The sequence below is a fragment of the Stenotrophomonas sp. TWI377 genome (assembly GCF_039674525.1).
Taxonomy (GTDB): Bacteria; Pseudomonadota; Gammaproteobacteria; order Xanthomonadales; family Xanthomonadaceae; genus Stenotrophomonas.
Window position 1 is genome coordinate 136252 of record NZ_JBDJNT010000003.1, and the last position, 16076, is coordinate 152327.

At 68.4% G+C, this 16076-nt stretch carries 15 protein-coding genes; all 15 read right to left on the reverse strand.

Features of this window, described 5'->3' with window-relative positions; translation table 11 throughout:
- Positions 1-2340 carry a cellulose biosynthesis cyclic di-GMP-binding regulatory protein BcsB gene (gene bcsB, locus ABE546_RS05215; protein ID WP_313220001.1) on the reverse strand — a complete coding sequence of 780 codons (2340 nt, stop codon included), beginning with the start codon at positions 2338-2340 and terminating at the stop codon, positions 1-3.
- Positions 2337-4487 (reverse strand): UDP-forming cellulose synthase catalytic subunit, encoded by a 2151-nt coding sequence (gene bcsA, locus ABE546_RS05220; RefSeq protein ID WP_313209271.1) that lies wholly within the window; start codon positions 4485-4487, stop codon positions 2337-2339. Before bcsA ends, bcsB begins: the two co-directional genes overlap by 4 nt.
- Before the next feature lie 99 nt (positions 4488-4586).
- Positions 4587-4946, reverse strand: a complete 360-nt coding sequence (locus ABE546_RS05225; RefSeq protein WP_346462880.1) for a hypothetical protein — start codon at positions 4944-4946, stop codon at positions 4587-4589.
- A 24-nt stretch (positions 4947-4970) separates the two neighbouring features.
- Positions 4971-5429 (reverse strand): cellulose biosynthesis protein BcsD, encoded by a 459-nt coding sequence (gene bcsD, locus ABE546_RS05230; RefSeq protein WP_313209267.1) that lies wholly within the window; start codon positions 5427-5429, stop codon positions 4971-4973.
- A 299-nt stretch (positions 5430-5728) separates the two neighbouring features.
- A complete protein-coding gene (gene pncB / locus ABE546_RS05235) occupies positions 5729-6907 on the reverse strand; it encodes a nicotinate phosphoribosyltransferase (protein ID WP_346462881.1) in 1179 nt (392 codons plus the stop codon).
- A gap of 108 nt (positions 6908-7015) precedes the next feature.
- Complete coding sequence (locus tag ABE546_RS05240; protein WP_313209263.1) at positions 7016-7852, reverse strand: glycosyltransferase family 2 protein; 837 nt, start codon at positions 7850-7852, stop codon at positions 7016-7018.
- A complete protein-coding gene (locus tag ABE546_RS05245) occupies positions 7849-8715 on the reverse strand; it encodes a glycosyltransferase (RefSeq protein WP_346462882.1) in 867 nt (288 codons plus the stop codon). Before ABE546_RS05245 ends, ABE546_RS05240 begins: the two co-directional genes overlap by 4 nt.
- Before the next feature lie 115 nt (positions 8716-8830).
- The gene (gene gspD / locus ABE546_RS05250) at positions 8831-11026 is read right to left on the reverse strand and encodes a type II secretion system secretin GspD (RefSeq protein WP_313209259.1); all 2196 of its coding nucleotides are present in this window, start codon (positions 11024-11026) and stop codon (positions 8831-8833) included.
- Positions 11027-11035: 9 nt separating this feature from the next.
- Positions 11036-11824 (reverse strand): hypothetical protein, encoded by a 789-nt coding sequence (locus ABE546_RS05255; RefSeq protein ID WP_346462883.1) that lies wholly within the window; start codon positions 11822-11824, stop codon positions 11036-11038.
- Positions 11814-12563, reverse strand: coding sequence for a type II secretion system protein GspM (gspM, locus tag ABE546_RS05260; RefSeq protein WP_346462884.1), 750 nt, complete (start codon positions 12561-12563; stop codon positions 11814-11816). Before gspM ends, ABE546_RS05255 begins: the two co-directional genes overlap by 11 nt.
- Positions 12532-13680 (reverse strand): PilN domain-containing protein, encoded by a 1149-nt coding sequence (locus tag ABE546_RS05265; protein ID WP_346462885.1) that lies wholly within the window; start codon positions 13678-13680, stop codon positions 12532-12534. Before ABE546_RS05265 ends, gspM begins: the two co-directional genes overlap by 32 nt.
- On the reverse strand, positions 13677-14540 hold the full coding sequence (locus ABE546_RS05270) for a type II secretion system protein GspK (protein ID WP_313209251.1): 864 nt from the start codon (positions 14538-14540) through the stop codon (positions 13677-13679). The genes ABE546_RS05265 and ABE546_RS05270 overlap by 4 nt, the downstream gene beginning before the upstream one ends.
- Entirely contained in the window at positions 14537-15175 is a 639-nt protein-coding gene (locus ABE546_RS05275) for a type II secretion system protein J (protein WP_346462914.1), read from the reverse strand. Before ABE546_RS05275 ends, ABE546_RS05270 begins: the two co-directional genes overlap by 4 nt.
- Positions 15172-15588, reverse strand: a complete 417-nt coding sequence (locus ABE546_RS05280) for a prepilin-type N-terminal cleavage/methylation domain-containing protein (protein ID WP_313209247.1) — start codon at positions 15586-15588, stop codon at positions 15172-15174. The genes ABE546_RS05275 and ABE546_RS05280 overlap by 4 nt, the downstream gene beginning before the upstream one ends.
- Positions 15585-16004 carry a GspH/FimT family pseudopilin gene (locus ABE546_RS05285; RefSeq protein ID WP_313209325.1) on the reverse strand — a complete coding sequence of 140 codons (420 nt, stop codon included), beginning with the start codon at positions 16002-16004 and terminating at the stop codon, positions 15585-15587. The genes ABE546_RS05280 and ABE546_RS05285 overlap by 4 nt, the downstream gene beginning before the upstream one ends.
- Positions 16005-16076: the final 72 nt, after the last annotated feature.

Genomic DNA, 16076 nt, shown 5'->3' on the forward strand with positions numbered 1-16076 from the left:
TCAGCCGGACATCCCGATACGTGCCTTGGCGTTGCGCTTGAGCAGCCAGCGCGCGATCAGCGCCAGCAACAGGCAGCCCAGGCCCACGAAGGCGGCCAGCAGCAGCGGGCTCTGCGAGAAGTACCAACGCAGCCAGGTCAGCGGCGGCAGGTGGCCGACGTAGTAACTCTGGTTACCGGCCAGGCTGCGCACCTTGTCTTTCTGCAGCAGCACCACGCTGCCCTGGAAATCACGCAGGCGGTCCGGATCGAACCACGCTTCGAACAGGCGGTTGACCTGGGCGGGGTCGTCGGCCATCACCGCCACCACGCTGCGGCCCTTGCGCAACGGCGATTCGAAGCCCATCAGCACGACGTCGCCCGCATCCGGACGCACCGAGACTTCGGCGGTGGTCGGCAGATCGGTGCGGCGGGCATCCGGCGACAGGAACGAGGGCATGCGTTCGAACACCCAGTCCGAGAGCTGCACGCGGCGCGACTGCCCCGCCTCGCCGATCGGCAGGTGCGCGGCCCATTCGCCGAACAGCGGCTGGCTGCGGCGCGAACCGAGCACCACCAGATCCTGGTCGGCATGCTCGCCGACCTGGCGCGCGGCGATGATGCGGTTGCGCAGCGCCGGGTAACCGGTCGAGGCACCCATGCGGCCAAGCAGGGTCAACACGTTGCCGACGTCATCGGCATTGGGGTTGTCCGGCAGCACCAGCACGGTCTCGGAGAGGTCGGCCAGCCGCGTGAACGGATAGCCGGCATTGCCGAAGGCGGCCAGGTTGGGCATCGCCATGTAGTGGTCGAAGCCGCTCAGATCGATGCTGGTATCCCCATCGATCGCCGCGGAAACATCCGGGAAGGTGTTCTTGCACTCGGCCGCCTGCGGGCGATCGAAGAAGAAGTGGAAGCGCAGCTGGCTGTTGGACGAGAACGGTCCGGTCGGCAGCATCACCTTCTGCTGGATCGGCATCGCGCCCGGCGCCTTGAGCTTGTTCCACAGCATGTCCGACACCGAGCGCGGTGCCGGGCGACCGTTCAACGGCAGCGTGGTGACGAAGGCATCGTTGATGCTGATGTTCAGCGCGGACTTGTCCGCGCCTTCGGGCAGCGTGTAGCGGTAGCGCAGGTCCAACGGAATGCCGTCGCGACGCCACACGAACAGATCCGGCGGCAACTGCAGGCCGATCCGGATCAGGTCCGGATGGTAGCCGACGACGTTCAACTCGCTGGTCTGCTGGACCAGCTCGGAAACGCGTACCGGGCGGTCACTCGGGATCCAGTTCGGTGCATCGTACGGCTTGCGCGGCGCGATCTCCTTGAAGTCGCCAATGCTCGCGGTCGGGCCGGACAGCGGCGCGCCCAGGGTCAATGCGGTGGCGGCGATGCGCAGTTCGCCATCGTCGCGGCCGAGCACCAGCAGCAGCTTGCCGTTGGCATCGTTGGGGTTGGCGATCACAGCCAGGGTCGGCCCACTGATGTCGGGCAGGACCAGGCCGGCGGGCGGGTTGCGCGGGGTCGCCACGACCACCGCGTTGCCCTCCAGCGGGACGGTATCGATCGAAGCGGGGAACAACGCGCCGCGGTAGCCGGCCAGCGCGCCAAACCAGGAGGAGACGATACCGGCCGACTGCAGCAGGCCCTGCCCCGGCTGCCCGGTGAACACGAACGGCAGCTCCAGCCGGTTGGTATCGCGCGCATCGAAGAACGGCACCGGCAGCAGCGACAGGTCATTGGTCAGCTGCAGCGGCGCCCAGCCCAGCTCCAGGTAGCTGGCGCGGTCGATATTGGCCCACAGGCTGGTGTGGTCGGGATCCTCGCACTCGCGCGTGTAGTGGCCGATCAACTGCAGGTTGATCCGGTTGTAGTCGATGATCATGCGCGGATCGATATCGATATCGCGCTCGATCATCCGCCCGGCCTGGTCGACCGGCGTCGGCAGGGTCGCCACGGTGACGTCATTGACGGTCACCTTCAGGTGCGACAGGTCGGGCAGCAGCGCCGGGGAATAGCTGTACTTGAGGTGCAGCGAGGCGCGATCGACGACCTGATCGTTGCGGATCGAGAACGGCACGCCAGCGGTGCCCTGGATGCCGCGCAGGGTGATCTCGTAATCGATGCCGAGCTGCTTGAGCGTGGCGCGGCTCTGCCGCGAACCAGCCGCTGGCGCGGCAGGCGGCACCGGCACTGCCGGGGCGGCATCGGCGGGTGCAGCGACGGGCGTGGCCGTTGCGGGTACCGCAGGATCCTGCGCGTAGACCGCGCCACACAGCAGGGTCAGGGTGAACGCCACCGCTGCGGCGGACGGACGCGGCACGCGCACCGGGCGGAACAGGGAACGGTCACGACGGGTCATGCGGAATCTCCGGTGCGCGGCGGGGTGGGGCCATCCTTGCGGCCTCCCGCAAGAACGAAACTTCCCAGGCGGTGGAAGCCGCGCATGCTGGCCTTGAGGACGTCGGTGGTGGAACGCAGGAAGGTATCGCGGTCATGGCGACCCCACAGCTTTACCCAGATATCGGCGCGGGCGAAGGTGGAGGTGACCAGCCAGCGCTCCTGTTCCAGGGTGAGCTCACCGAACTGGATGCTGATGCCCTGGTCGTCGCGGTCATGCCGCACTTCGGCCGGCAACCGCTGGCTGCGCTGGCGATGGGCCAGCTCGACCTCGACGCGGGTGCCCGGCTGTACCGGCTGCACCTGGTCCAGGCGGATCGCCATGCCACCGGTGGAGAAGTTCAGCGTGCGGCACGGCAGCGCCTGGCCATCAGGCAGATGCAGCACGGCGCGCATGTTCAGCGGCACGCGGTGCGCGCGGCGGATCTGGCGCTGTTCGCTGGAGGTGGCGATGACCGCGCCAAGCATGATCATGTTGTAGACGGTCCAGCCCAGGTTCAACCAGATCGTATTGACCTCGCCGCTGGTCTCGGCCATCACCATCCGCACGATGCCGGCGATCACGCCGGCCAGGTTCAACAGCAGCAGCAACAGGTACGGGCGGGCGATCTGCGCATCGAAGTAGCTGCGCTGGACCAGGCCGCCCTTGGCGGTGACGTTGAACTTGCCCAGCTTGGGGTTGATCACCGCCATCAGGGTCGGGCGCAGGATGTACCAGGCCAGCGTGGTCTCGTACACCTCGTTCCACAGCAGATGGCGATGCTTGCCCTGCACACGCAGGTTGGTCAGGTTGGCCATCACGATGTGCGGCAGCGCGTAGGCCAGGATCATCAGCGCCGAGGCGTGGATGACATGGGCGCCGAAGAACAGGAAGGCCAGCGGCGCGGTCAGGAAGATGATCCGTGGCAGGCCATAGAAGAAGTGCAGCATCGCGTTGGTGTAGCAGAGCCGCTGCACGAAGCTCAGGCCCTTGCCGAACATCGGGTTGTCCACCCGCAGGATCTGCGCCATGCCACGGGCCCAGCGGATGCGCTGGCCGACGTGCGCCGAGAGGCTTTCGGTGGCCAGGCCAGCGGCCTGCGGCACCGGGATGTAGGCGCTGCGGTAACCGGCGCGGTGCAGGCGGATGGCGGTGTGCGCATCCTCGGTGACGGTCTCGATCGCCACCCCGCCGACTTCCTCCAGCGGGCCGCGCTTGATCACCGCGCAGGAGCCGCAGAAGAAGGTCGCGTTCCACTGGTCGTTGCCATCCTGCAGCAGGCCGTAGAACAGCTCGCCTTCGTTGGGCACGCGGCCGAAGTTGCCCAGGTTGCGTTCGAACGGATCGGCAGAGAAGAAATAGTGCGGGGTCTGCACCACCGCCATCTTTTCGTCGTGCAGGAACCAGCCCATCGACATCTGCAGGAACGAGCGGGTCGGCATGTGGTCGCAGTCGAAGATGGCCACGTATTCGCCGGTGGTCTTCTTCAGCGCCGCATTGATGTTGCCGGCCTTGGCGTGGCTGTTGTTGGTCCGGGTGATGTACTGCACCCCGACCTCGTCGCAGAATTCACGGAATTCCTCACGGCGGCCGTCATCGAGCAGGTAGATGTTGAGCTTGTCGGCCGGCCAGTCCAGTACCGTCGCCGCCAGCACCGTGGTGCGCACCACCGAGAGCGGTTCGTTGTAGGTGGGGATGAACACATCCACGCTGGGCCACAGCGACTGATCTTCGGGCAGCGGCATCGGCTTGCGGTGCAGCGGCCACGCCACCTGGAAGTAGCCCAGCACCAGCACGATGAACGAGTAGACCTCGGCGGCGACCAGGCCCAGACCCAGGGTCAGATCGACGAAGCTGCTCATGCCCATGGTGTCGGTCAGACGCCAGTACATGTAGCGCGTGGACATCACCAGCGACAGGCCCATCAGTATCAGCGGGATCAACCGGTTCTCGCGGTTGCGCAGGCACAGGGCGATCAGGAACACCACCGCCGAGAACAGGAACTGCTGGCCGATCTCCATCGGAACGGTGACCACGAAGGCCAGCAGCATGGCGCCGCCGACCGCCAGCGCAAGCAGCGCCAGACGGGCCAGAACGGCATCCCCTCTCGGGGTGGAAGACTTGCTCATGATGTTCCCCAACACGGCCGCAGGCAGCGGCATCCCCTTGCATCAGCCGGCCCGTCGCCCCGCCCCGAAAGGGCGTGACGGACGATCACCGGCTACGTTTCAACCCTGGCGCAACCGGCTCAACGGGCTGTGCCCCGGCGTCGCGCTGCGCGCGCCCGCCAGGCGCTGGAACACCTGTTCCAACGGTGTTTTCTGTGCCGGTGCGGCACTGGCCGGTGTCTCCACCGGTGCAGCCTGGGCCGGCGCGATCACCGCTGCGGCACTGGCCACCGGCGGCAGGACCACGGCCGGAATCGGCGGCGGCGCCTCGTCGCGCGGCTTGGCCACCGCGCTGACGCGGGACTGGCTATGAGAGAAATCCCGGTAAGCACGCGTGTCATCGCGGTCCCCCAGACGGTTGAAGAGACCGGCCACGTCGTCGTGGCTCTCTGAATCGGCAGGTTGCTGAAGCTTGCTCATGGCACCATCGAAAGGGGGAGGGATTCAGAACACACGCGACAGCGTGTACGTGGCTACATCAGGATGATCGCTCTGCAGATAGCGCACATCCAGCACCGACATCATCCCGGCGGCGCGGAACCACTGCCGGTACACACCTTCGAGAAACCCGGTGTCCCACCCGGCGCGGGCGCCGAGCACCGCCGACAACGGCGAGGCGGCGTGATGGATGCGCACCTGTTCGGGCGCTTCCTCGAATACGACCAGCCCCCACTCCGTCGACGACCACACGGCGTTGGCCGCATGCTGCAGTTCCTCCAGCGTCGCCACCGCCGGCAGCGCATGGTCACGGCCGAAGCGCTCACCGATACGCGCCATCAGCCGGGACAGCTCGGCATCGGGCAACGCACTGTCGAACTCTTCGCAGAGCGCAAGCAGGAAGCCGCGCCACTGAGGAGAGCACGAATGGGCACGGTAGTAATCAAGCAATGCTGATGAATTCATCTGGAAAGCCTAGACGAACCACGATGCAGAGGCGGTATACGGGCAATTACCGGCATCGATGTCGGTCAAAAGTGTGAACTACGCCTCACAATATTGTGGCACATCTGGCTTTCCTGCATAGCGAGCGCGCTGCGTCGCTTCCTGACGCGCCGCGTCACCCGCGGCCAGTGGGCTGAACGGAAACGTGGAATGCCCGAGGTCCCGGGCGGCCGTGACGGCACCCCGTGGCGTCGCCCCTCCCCGGCAGGGCGGGCGAAAAAGTGTGACGCCGCGGCGTATCCACCGCCCGGCCGCAACGCTCAACCCTCGGCCGGCAACTCGAACACCTGGCGCAGATACGCCAGATACCCCGGGTCATCACACATGCTCTTGCCGGGAGAATCGCTCAGCTTGGCGACCGGCTGGCCGTTGCAGCGGACCATCTTGATGACGATGTTGAGCGGGGTCGGGCCCAGGTCATTGGTCAGGTGTGTGCCGACCCCGAAGGCCACCTGGCAGCGGCCGCGGAAGTAATCGAACAGCTGCATCACCTTTTCGATGTTCAACCCGTCGCTGAAAACCAGCACCTTGCTGCGTGGGTCCACCCGGCGGCTCTCAAAGTGGGCCAGCATGCGGTCGCCCCAGGTGAAGGGGTCGCCGGAATCATGGCGGACGCCGTCGAACAGCTTGCAGAAGTACATGTCGAAGTCGCGCAGGAAGGCGTCCAGCCCGACGACGTCCGACAGCGCGATGCCCAGGTCGCCGCGGTACTCGCGCGCCCAGGATTCCAGCGCCGCCACCTGCGAATCGCGCAGGCGCGGGCCGAGCGCCTGGAACGCCTGCAGGTACTCATGGGCCATCGTGCCGTGCGGGGTCATGCCGTACAGCCGGGCGAAATGCACGTTGCTGGTGCCCACGAACTGCGCGCCGAGCGCGTCGCGCAGCATGGGCAGCATCCGCCCGTGCCACTCGCGCGAGTAACGGCGGCGGCTGCCGTAGTCGGCGATCCGGCACAGCTCGAAGCCGGGGGTATCGCGCAGCAGCGCGGTCTTGGCCTGCAGGCGGCGCTCGCCCTCGCTGAAATCCGAGTCGGTGGTGTTGCGGAACCAGACCTCGTTGATGATCGCCAGCAGCGGAACTTCGAACAGGATGGTGTGCAGCCACGGCCCGGTGATGTCCAGATCGATCTCACCGGGTACGGTGGTCGAGGGGCGCAGCGCGATGTACTTGCGGTCCAGGTGGAACAGGCCGAGGAAATCGGCGAAATCCGGTTTGACGAAGCGCAGGCCGCGCACGTAGTCCAGCTCTTCGGCACTGAATCGCAAGCTGCACAGGTGGTCGATCTCGGCGTTGATCTGGTCGATGAACTGCGCCAGGTCGATGCCCGGGGTCCGGCACTTGAACCGGTACTGCACCTGCGCGCCGGGGTACTGATGCAGCACCGCCTGCATCATGGTGAATTTGTACAGGTCGGTGTCGAGCAGGGACTGGATGATCATGCTGGGGATTATGCGCCCGCCACCGGGTACGACCAACGGCCGGTGCCCGCAGCGTGGAATGCGTTCACGGCAGGTATCGCCCCGGTGCCGAAGCGAGTGCGCGAGCCTCTACCGGCGGCGGAGCAGACGCGGCACCTGCGCCAGCGCATGCGCCCAGATCGCGCCCCACACGGCACAGCGCACCGGCCAGGCGCGTTGCGGCGCCTCGAATTTCCGGAAGTAGCGCCACAGCCCCCGGTGCTTGTGCCATTCCACGAAGAACGGCCGTGAGCGGCTGGAGACACCGCGTACATGGGTGACCTGCAGGTCGTTGGCGATCGCGATCACCGCGCCGGCCTCGCGTGCGCGCCGGCACAGGTCCAGATCCTCGGCGTGCAGGCGATAGCCCGCATCCCAGCCGCCGATCCGGTCGAACAGCGCGCGCGGCATCAACAGCAGGGCGCCGGACAGGGCCGGCACGACCTGCAGCGGCTGGCTGCGGTCAACCGGGATCGCCAGCTTGCCGCCCTGCCCGGGGTTGCGCAGCATCGCGGCGAAATCCGGGTCTCGGCGGCGCACCGCATCGTCCGGGCGGCCGTCTTCGTCGACCTGTTCCACGCCCAGCAGGCAGTCACCCAGCGGCAGCGCGCGTTCGCGCAGCAGGGCCAGGGTATCGGGACCGACCATCAGGTCCGGGTTGATGAAGGCCAGCCAGGGTGCCTGGCTGTCGGCCACGCCCTGGTTGTTGGCCGCCGCAAATCCGGGGTTGTCCGGATTGGCGATGAAGCGCACCCGCGGATCGGCGCTGGCATGGCGCTGCACGATCTCCAGGGTGCCGTCGGTGGAATCGTTGTCGACCACGCGGATTTCAGCGATGTCGCGCGCCTCGCGCAGGCGCAGCAGGCAGGCGTCCAGCGTGCTGGCGCTCTGGTAGCTGACGATGATGGCGGCGATGGCAGGGCTCAAACGGGCGGCTCCGGGGCGGCAATGACAGGCGGCGCGAACAGATCGCCCTGCGCCTTGGGCATTATCGCCTGCCGGTGGTGTTGCTGCAGGTCGTGGCGTGCCTGCTGCAACGGATCAGCCATCAGAAAGCCGGCCAGCCGCGGCGGCCAGGCCGGCCAGCGCGTCGCCAACGCCTCCATGTCGCCCTCGCCGGTCACGCCTTCGGCCACGCGGGCGACGAAGGCGGTCTCGCACAGCGCGTTGCGCCAGCCGAGCCCGGCCATGCGCAGGCTGAGGTCGATCAGCGCCGCGTTCCACGACGCGTAGCTGTGCATGTCCAGCTCGCCGGCCTTGCGCCGGGCATTGCCGCGCAACAACACAGCGTGGGTCACCGCCGAAGGCAACTCGGGATGCAGTGGCGGCATCGCCGCGCAGGCCTGGGCCAACGGCGCCAGGTCCAGATCGTCCGGCAGCGGATTGATCTCGCCCAGGCGCGGCCAGGCGGCCGTCTCACCGGCATTGCACCACGGCGTGGCCGAGCCGATCGAGGCATCGCGGGCCAGGCAGGCCTCCAGCTGCTGCAGCCAGCCCGGTGCCGGGATCGCATCCGGGGCGAGCACCACCACGTCGGCGCCGGTACACGCGGCGAGCATTTCATCCAGATGGGCGACTTCGCCGATCGCCCGGGCACGGCGGGTGTACTCGGCCTGCAGCGGCGTCTGTGCCAACCAGTGTTCGATCACGGCCTGGGCGCGCGGGCCGGCCTGGCCATCGTCGGCCAACCAGATCGCGGTACCGGGCGCGGTGCCGGCATCGAGCGCGGCCAGGCAGCGGTCCAGCGCGGCATCGTCGACCCCGATCGGCAACAGGATGACCGTGCTCATGCCGACCTCTGCGTGCTGCCGTCTTCGCCGTGTCGCTGTGTCATCGCAGGCTCCCTTGGGCGCGGCCAGCGTAACAAGATCGGCCCCTGCGGTGACAGCAGGGGCCTGGCATCGCTCAGCGCTTGCCCTTGCGCTCGGGAAACGGCTCCATCGCACGGAAGCGGCTGCTGTACTCGTCGGTCAGGTTCCGCGACTCCTGTGCGTTGCGCACGATGGTCGGGGTCAGCAGCACGATCACTTCGGAGCGTTCGGACTTCAACGTCTTCCGGCCAAACAGCGCACCGATCACCGGCAGCTTGCTCAGGCCCGGAACGCCACTGGAGCCGTCTTCGCCGGAATCGGTGATCAGGCCGGCGAGCATGATGGTGTCACCGCTCTGCACCGCCGCTTCGGTGGAAATCTTGCGGGTATTGATCGGCGGGTTGCAGGTGGTGCGGGTGGGGTCGCAGCCGCTCGGGATCGCGCCGGCCGAACTGACCTCCTGCACGATGTCCAGGAACACCACGCCATCGCGGGTGATGCGCGGGCGCACTTTGAGGATCACGCCGGTATCCAGGTACTGGACCTGGCTGTAGGTGTTGTCGCCGCCCACGCCGGTATTGACCGACACCGAGTTGATCGGGATCTGGGTGCCCACGTTGAGGGTGGCTTCGGCGTTGTTGCGCACGAACAGCGACGGGGTCTGCAGCAGACGCAGGTTGCTGACCTTGTCCAGCGCGCTGACCACCGCGGCGGCGTTCTTGCCGAGGAAGGTCCAGCCGACCCCGTCACTGCCGACCGAGCCGGAAATGCTGCCCCAGATCGAACGGCCAAGCGCGCTGGGCAGGTCGATGCCGCTCTCGGTCTTGCCGGTGGCCACGGCCTGCTCGAAGAACCAGTTCACGCCGTAGCTGAGATCGCCGGTCAGCGCGACCTCGGCCACCTGCGCTTCGATGTGGACCTGCATCGGCATCACGTCGAGCTTTTCGATCACCTCGCGGATCGAGCGCCACGCCTGCGGGGTGGAGCGCACCAGCAACGTGTTGGTTTCCTCCACTGCCGAGACACCGACCGTATCGCCCTGCACCTCCAGGCTGAAGCTGGCGTTGCCGGACTGGCGCTGCGGCAGGCTCATCGTGCCCTCGCCCAGCCCACCGCGGCTGCTGCCGTTGCTGCTGCCGGTGTTGGAGAAATTGCTGTTGCTGTTGCCATCGCGGCTGCCGATGTCCATCGGCGACGCGCCCGGCGCCAGCGAACTGCTGCCGCGGCCGCCGCGGCCGTTCTCATTGGCGAAGGCCTCGGCCAGACGCTCGGCCAGGTCCTTGGCCTTGACGTAGCGCAGCTCATAGGAGAACAGCCGCGCGCTGCCACCGGCGGTATCGATGCGGTCCAGCCACTGCTGGATCTGGTCGAGATAGCGCGCCTGCGGGGTGATCACCAGCACCGCGTTGGCATTCTCCAGCGGCAGGAAGCGGAACATGCCGGCGCTGGGAGTTTTACTTTCCTCGCCGAACACCTTCTCCAGATCGGCGGCGACCTGCTCGGCCTTGCCGGACTGGATCGGGAACACGCCCACGGACATGCCCGAGAGCCAGTCCACGTCAAAAATCTCGACCGTGCGCAGGTAGTTCTCCAGTTCGCTGCGGGTACCGCCGAGGGTGATCACGTTGCGGCCGTTGTCGACGTTGACGATCGCGTTCGGGCGCGCGTACGGCTCCAGCACTTTCTTCATCTCGGTGGCGGAGATGTACTGCAGTGGCACCACGCGCACTTCGAAGCCACGCGCATTGGCCGGCGAGGCGGTGCTGGGGGATACGGTGCCCGCCAGCGCCTGGTCGGCGGCCACGATGTTGTAGCGGCCTGCGCTGTAGACCATGCGTGCGTTGTTCCAGCCCAGCACCATTTCCAGCAGGTTCAAGGCCTGCGCCGAGGAGACCGGCTTGGGCGTGGCCAGGGTCACGGTGCCCTGCACGCCCGGCGCGATCACATAGTTCTGGCCGAGGAAGTCGCCGAGGATCGCCTTGACCACGGCGTGCACCGATTCGCCTTCGAAGTTGAAGGTCGCATTGCCGGTAGAGGCATTGCCCAGCGACGGCTGCGGCGCCGCGGCGGCGCTGCGGTTGATCATCGTGCCGGTGCCGCGGCGGATCACCGCCTGCGGTGCACTGCTGGTTCCCAGTGGCTCGGCATCGACGCCTGCGTGGGATCCATCACCGGCGACCACCTGGTGGCTGTCGAGGACCGCATCGCGGCGCACCTCCGGCGCGGGCACGGTGGTGCAGCCCACCAGCAGGGCGACAAGGAAAGACACGGGGAAAAGGCGCAGGGTCATGCTGTCACTCTAAGGGTTGTGGCCGGAGTCGCCCGCGGGCGGTTGCTGCGACTGCTGTTGCTGTTGTTGCTGCAATTGCTGGCGGCGCGCCTGGATGCGTTCGCGGATCGCCTTCATCTGGTCTTCGCTGGGGCCCTGCGCGTTCTGCGCGGGGGCCGCCGCATTCGAGGGCGTCCCTGCCTGCGCCGCAGGGGCTGCGGCCGGTGGGGGCGCGGGCATCGGCGCCGCCGCGCCGTTGATCGGTCGGGCGCCGGTACCGGCCGGAGGAACGCTCGTGAGCGGCGTGGCGCCCAGCACGGTGGGGGGCTCGCCGCCCTGCCCGTTGAACACCGGCAGTTCCAGCGTCTGGGTGCCACCCGGCCCGCTGACCGTGGCCCGGCGTGGTTCCAGCGCCAGCAGCTGCCAACCGTTCACCGCCTCACCGTTCAAGCGCAACCGCAGCGACTGGCGCTGATCGGTGGTCAGGATGGCCATGGCGAAGTCAGGCGTGAGCAGTACGCCGGTCAGCGAAACGCTGCTGGCGGTGCCCTGCTCGGTGCCGCCGAGCAGATACGGGCGCGGCTGCCGGTCTTCGGCGAACAGCGGCCGCGCACCGATCTGTGCGTACGTGCTGGCCGAGGCCATGCGCTCCGGTGCGGCCGGTGCCAGCTGCGGCAACGGCCCGGGGCCGATATCGCCATCCGTGGCCGGCGCGATACGGCTGCCCAGCCCGAACAGCGTGGCGATCCAGATCGCCAGTGCCCACAGCGCGATGCCCCCCAGCCACCAGGTGCGCAGGCCGGCTGCTTCAAGCTTCATGCTCGACCTCCTCGGCAGCGTCCGGTGCCGGCGCGGGCTCGGCCGCATCGCTGGGCAGGGCCGCACCTGGGTCAGCGTTCTGCCCAGCGTCCTGTCCCGCCGGCAGCGGAAGGGGGGGCGGCACCGGCGCACCAGGCTCCAGCGCGGCGCCCGGGCGCAGATAGCCGACCAGTTCGAACGACACGTCCAGGCCGGTGCCGGTTTCACTTGGCGATTGCTGGAAGCGCTGCGCCAGCAGATTGAGGTTGTCCACGAACAGGCGCGGCGTGCCGGTCTCCAGCGTGTGCAGCACCGCGGCCATCTCCGGCACGCCGCACCGCAGGCGCACCTGCAGGGCCACGCGCGGGAAGGCCGGTTCGCGACTGGCATCCGGCAGTGGCGTGCGATTGCTGATCGTGCAGCTGCGATTGCCCGGGCTGGCGGAGGCCACCGCATCCTGCAGGCGGCTGGAGAGCGCGGCAGCCGCCGATTCGGCCGTGGCTTCGCGCAGGAAGCCGGGGCGGCCCTCGAGCGCCGTCTGCACCTCGCTCAGTTGGGTAGCGATCTGGCCGCGCTGCGCCAGCTGCGCCTGCACACGCTGCTGACGCTCCTGCACCGTTGCGATGTCGGCATGGATCGCCAGCAGCGGGCGGGTCAACCACGGATGCACCAGCAGCAGGTAGGCCACCGCGATCACCGCCAGCAGCAGGCCCAGCGCCAGCCAGCGATCACGGCGCGTCGGTTGTGCTGCCATCGGCAACCTCCTTGGCAGGCGGCATCGCGCCGGGCAACGGCTGCAGCTCGGCAGTCAGCGTGAAACGGTCGCGGCCGCTGGTCGCCCCATCGGCCTGCAGCACGCCGGTCAGGTTGACCTTGCGCCACAGCGGCGAGTCCTGCAGCAGCGGCACCAGTTGCGAGGCTTCGCGGCTGAGCCCGATCAACTGCAGCGTGGTGCCCTCGATCGACATTTTTTCCAGATAGGTGCCATCGGGCAGCAGGCGGGTAAGTTCATTCCATATCTCCACGGTGCTCGCATGCTCGGCACGCTTGCCCTCCAGGAACGCGGCGCCCTCCACCAGACTCTGCAGTTGCTGCCGTTCGGCGGCAACCCGCCGCGCATCACGCGCGGCGGCATCGACCTGCTCACGCAACTGGTCTGCCGCGGCCTGGCGATTGTCGATCAACTGATGGCCGGCCAGCGCAAGCAGCACGACCGCGCCCACGGCCAGCAGCCAGTTCCAGCGCGCCATCGGGTCGCGATACGGCTGCCGCTGCGCGACCGGCAGCAGATTGACGTCCAGCGGCTGGCCAGTGGCATCCACCGCATCGACGCCGGCCACGGCCTGCGCCCACGGCCCGGCCTGCTGCGCCCACTGCTCCAGCTGCACGCGCGGGATCACCACCAGCTCGACCTGCAACTGGCCATCCGGCAGCGCGCCCAGCTCGCGCACGTCGTAGCTGACCTGGCTGGCATCGAAGGGCGTCTGCCGATCAATTTCAAAACCGACCACATCGCGCAGCCGCTCCGCGGCCGCTGCGGGCAGCCGCAGCGGGCGCCGCAACACGCTGCCGGCGGGCAGCAACCAATGCCGCGGCAAGCTGCGCAGGCGCGCGTCCAGCACGTTATCCAGGGTGGCCGGCGATACCGGCCAGGGCAGTTCGGCGATCGCCTCGATCTGCTCGCCCGTCTGGCGCTGCAGGCGCAACACCTCACCATCGCGCTGCAACAGCAGCCGCGAGCGCGACCAGCCCATCGCCCATTGCCACCGCACCGGCAGCCAGGCCAGCAACGATTGCCGCCACCAGCGCAGGCTGCTGCCCACGCCAGGCGACAAGCGCCCGCGGGCCCGCACCAGACTGTCACGCCATGCCGTCATCTTGCTGCCATTCCCTGTTCCCAGCGAAGTACTGTGTATGCCGTTCCCGGCGTGCCTGCCGACCCCATCCTCACCACGGCGCGCAGTACCGATATCCGGCCGCGTTCGTCCGTGGCGCGACTCTCGATACTATAGGTGCCGCTGCCACCTGCAAGCGGTGCGGTCGGTAATCCCGCGTCATCTGCCGCCGCCGCACGCTCGCGCTCGGCCAGCAGGCGTTCGGCGTCCAGCCCCAGCGCGGTCAACACCGGGCCAGCCGCGAAGCGCGGATCGGGCCGCGCCTGGCGGCTGTACAGCGTCAGCATCGGCTCGATCCGCGCATACAGGTCCGCCTCCATGCCCAGCACGCGCTGCAGCTCGCCCACGGTCTCGAAGCGCGCGTTGCGTGCGCCATACGGCAGGCCGGCCGCGACGTAATCCGGCGTCTCCGCGCCACCGCCAGGCTGTTTGAGGCTGTCGGCGTCGCGCCAATCGACGATGGCACCGGCCAGCTGCTGGGCGCGGCCAGGTTCCTCTCCCATTGCACGAAGGAAGGCGGTGAGGAAGCTGGCATCGGCCAGATTCAGGTTCACTTTGCCGTTCTCATCCAGGATCGCCAGATCGATCCGGCGGTCATCGAAGCTCCACCGGTAGCGGCGGCCATCGGCCACCCATGCCGGCTGACTGGCGCGGGGCTGCAGACGATGCAGGGCATATTCGAGCCCCGCGCGCGCGTATTCCTGGCCGATGGCATCATCGCCAATCACGCGCTGCTGCATGTGCTCCACGCGTGCGCTAAGCGCGAATGCGCCGATCACCGCCGTGAGCAGCGCGATCAACCACAGCACCAGCACCAGCGCGGCACCGCGCGCCGGCCTCATCGGCGATCTCCGCGCGGTGGCGGGAGCGCCGCGATCATCGGTGGCCACGCCGGCCCCTGCAGCGGCGCGATCTCGATCGAGACCAGCAGCGGCAGGCGGCGGGTGTCCTCCCAGCGGTCCAGCCATTCGGTCAGCTGGCCGGTGCGCGGATCGGTACCGCGATAGCGGAAGCGCACGTCGCGCAGCTGATCGGCCAGCATTTCCGGCGGCCGCGGTGGATCTTCTTCGATCGCCTCGCCGTTCTGCAGCAGGGTCAGCCCGACCTCCAGCTGCTCCTGCCCACCCGCACGACGGACCTGCAGCTCATGCGCATACGGCCCGCCCCGGCCGAGGTAGCCAGGCAGATCGGAGACAAACAGCATCCGCTGCGGCTCGCCAACGAAGTACACCGGGTCGCGGGTGGGATCCGGCGGCGAGGTCGCGATGACCAGCGCGGTCGACAGGCGACGCCGCAGAAAGCCTTCGACCGCGCGCATGCGCTCGTTCTGGGCGGCCATGCGCTCGCCGCGCTGGCTGATCGCCATGGCCGAGCGCACGGTGGCGAAGGCCAGCGCCAGGCCGCCGACCAGCAGCGCGGTCGCCAGCAGGATTTCGATCAGGGTGAAGCCGCGGGCACGGCGCGCGCGCAGCGTCATCGCGGGGTGCCCGGTACCGGCGGCAACACGCGCAGGCTGCGCCATTGCAACTGCTCGCCGTTGCCTTCGCCCCAGCGCACCTGCAGGGTGATCTGCGCCAGGGTCGGGCCGCCAACATCGGTGGCCACCGGCGCGGTGGTCGTGCGTGGCTCCGCGTACGGTTCCACCTGCAATCGCCAACGGTACTTGCCCTGCTCCCACTCGCCCTGTGTGCTGCCCTCCTGCAGCGGAGCCTCCACGCCGGTACTGGCCAGCAGCGACTGCGCATACAGCGTGGCCCGGCTGCGCACGTCGGCCTGACCGACCTGACGCGCCGCACCGGACAGGCTGCCCAGCAGCAGGGTCAACGCCAACGCCAGCAGCGCGAAGGCGATGATCACCTCCAGCAATGAATAGCCGCGCTGACGCTTCATCCGCCCTCCCGGCGCGGACCGGCACGGACTTCGCCGGTGATCCAGCCGACGTGGATCTCCCACACCGCGCCGCGCGTGCTCAGGTCGATGCTGCCGCCACTGGCCGCGCCGTCGGCGAAGAAGGCGATGCTGCCCTGCCCCGGCGCGGTGCTGAGCTGGCTCGCCCCGCGGAACTGGACGTCCAGCGCGGCGGGAATCTGCCCGTGGCGCCCATTGGCGGCCTGCCACGTCCTGGCACGCGGGTCGATCACGAAGCGCTGGGTCTGGCCGGTGGCGATGGCCTGCGTGCGCGTGTAGCGCAGCTGGGTGGCGATTTCCTTGCCGGCGTTGCGCAGGCGCATGCCGTCGATGCCACCGTTCATCGCGGTGGCGGTCACCACACCGATGATGGCGATCAGCGCCACGACCAGCAGCATCTCCAGCAACGACAGACCGCGCGCACGGGTGCCCGTGGGCACGCGATGCGGCGGTCTGCTCGGCAGGGGCCA

Bases quoted from the DNA above. Each gene is read 5' to 3' on its own strand.
- bcsB (WP_313220001.1), bottom strand. From the start codon at position 2,340: ATGACCCGTCGTGACCGTTCCCTGTTCCGCCCGGTGCGCGTGCCGCGT.
- bcsA (WP_313209271.1), bottom strand. From the start codon at position 4,487: ATGAGCAAGTCTTCCACCCCGAGAGGGGATGCCGTTCTGGCCCGTCTG.
- ABE546_RS05225 (WP_346462880.1), bottom strand. From the start codon at position 4,946: ATGAGCAAGCTTCAGCAACCTGCCGATTCAGAGAGCCACGACGACGTG.
- bcsD (WP_313209267.1), bottom strand. From the start codon at position 5,429: ATGAATTCATCAGCATTGCTTGATTACTACCGTGCCCATTCGTGCTCT.
- pncB (WP_346462881.1), bottom strand. From the start codon at position 6,907: ATGATCATCCAGTCCCTGCTCGACACCGACCTGTACAAATTCACCATG.
- ABE546_RS05245 (WP_346462882.1), bottom strand. From the start codon at position 8,715: ATGAGCACGGTCATCCTGTTGCCGATCGGGGTCGACGATGCCGCGCTG.
- gspD (WP_313209259.1), bottom strand. From the start codon at position 11,026: ATGACCCTGCGCCTTTTCCCCGTGTCTTTCCTTGTCGCCCTGCTGGTG.
- ABE546_RS05255 (WP_346462883.1), bottom strand. From the start codon at position 11,824: ATGAAGCTTGAAGCAGCCGGCCTGCGCACCTGGTGGCTGGGGGGCATC.
- ABE546_RS05265 (WP_346462885.1), bottom strand. From the start codon at position 13,680: ATGACGGCATGGCGTGACAGTCTGGTGCGGGCCCGCGGGCGCTTGTCG.
- ABE546_RS05270 (WP_313209251.1), bottom strand. From the start codon at position 14,540: ATGAGGCCGGCGCGCGGTGCCGCGCTGGTGCTGGTGCTGTGGTTGATC.
- ABE546_RS05275 (WP_346462914.1), bottom strand. From the start codon at position 15,175: ATGACGCTGCGCGCGCGCCGTGCCCGCGGCTTCACCCTGATCGAAATC.
- ABE546_RS05280 (WP_313209247.1), bottom strand. From the start codon at position 15,588: ATGAAGCGTCAGCGCGGCTATTCATTGCTGGAGGTGATCATCGCCTTC.
- ABE546_RS05285 (WP_313209325.1), bottom strand. From the start codon at position 16,004: ATGCTGCTGGTCGTGGCGCTGATCGCCATCATCGGTGTGGTGACCGCC.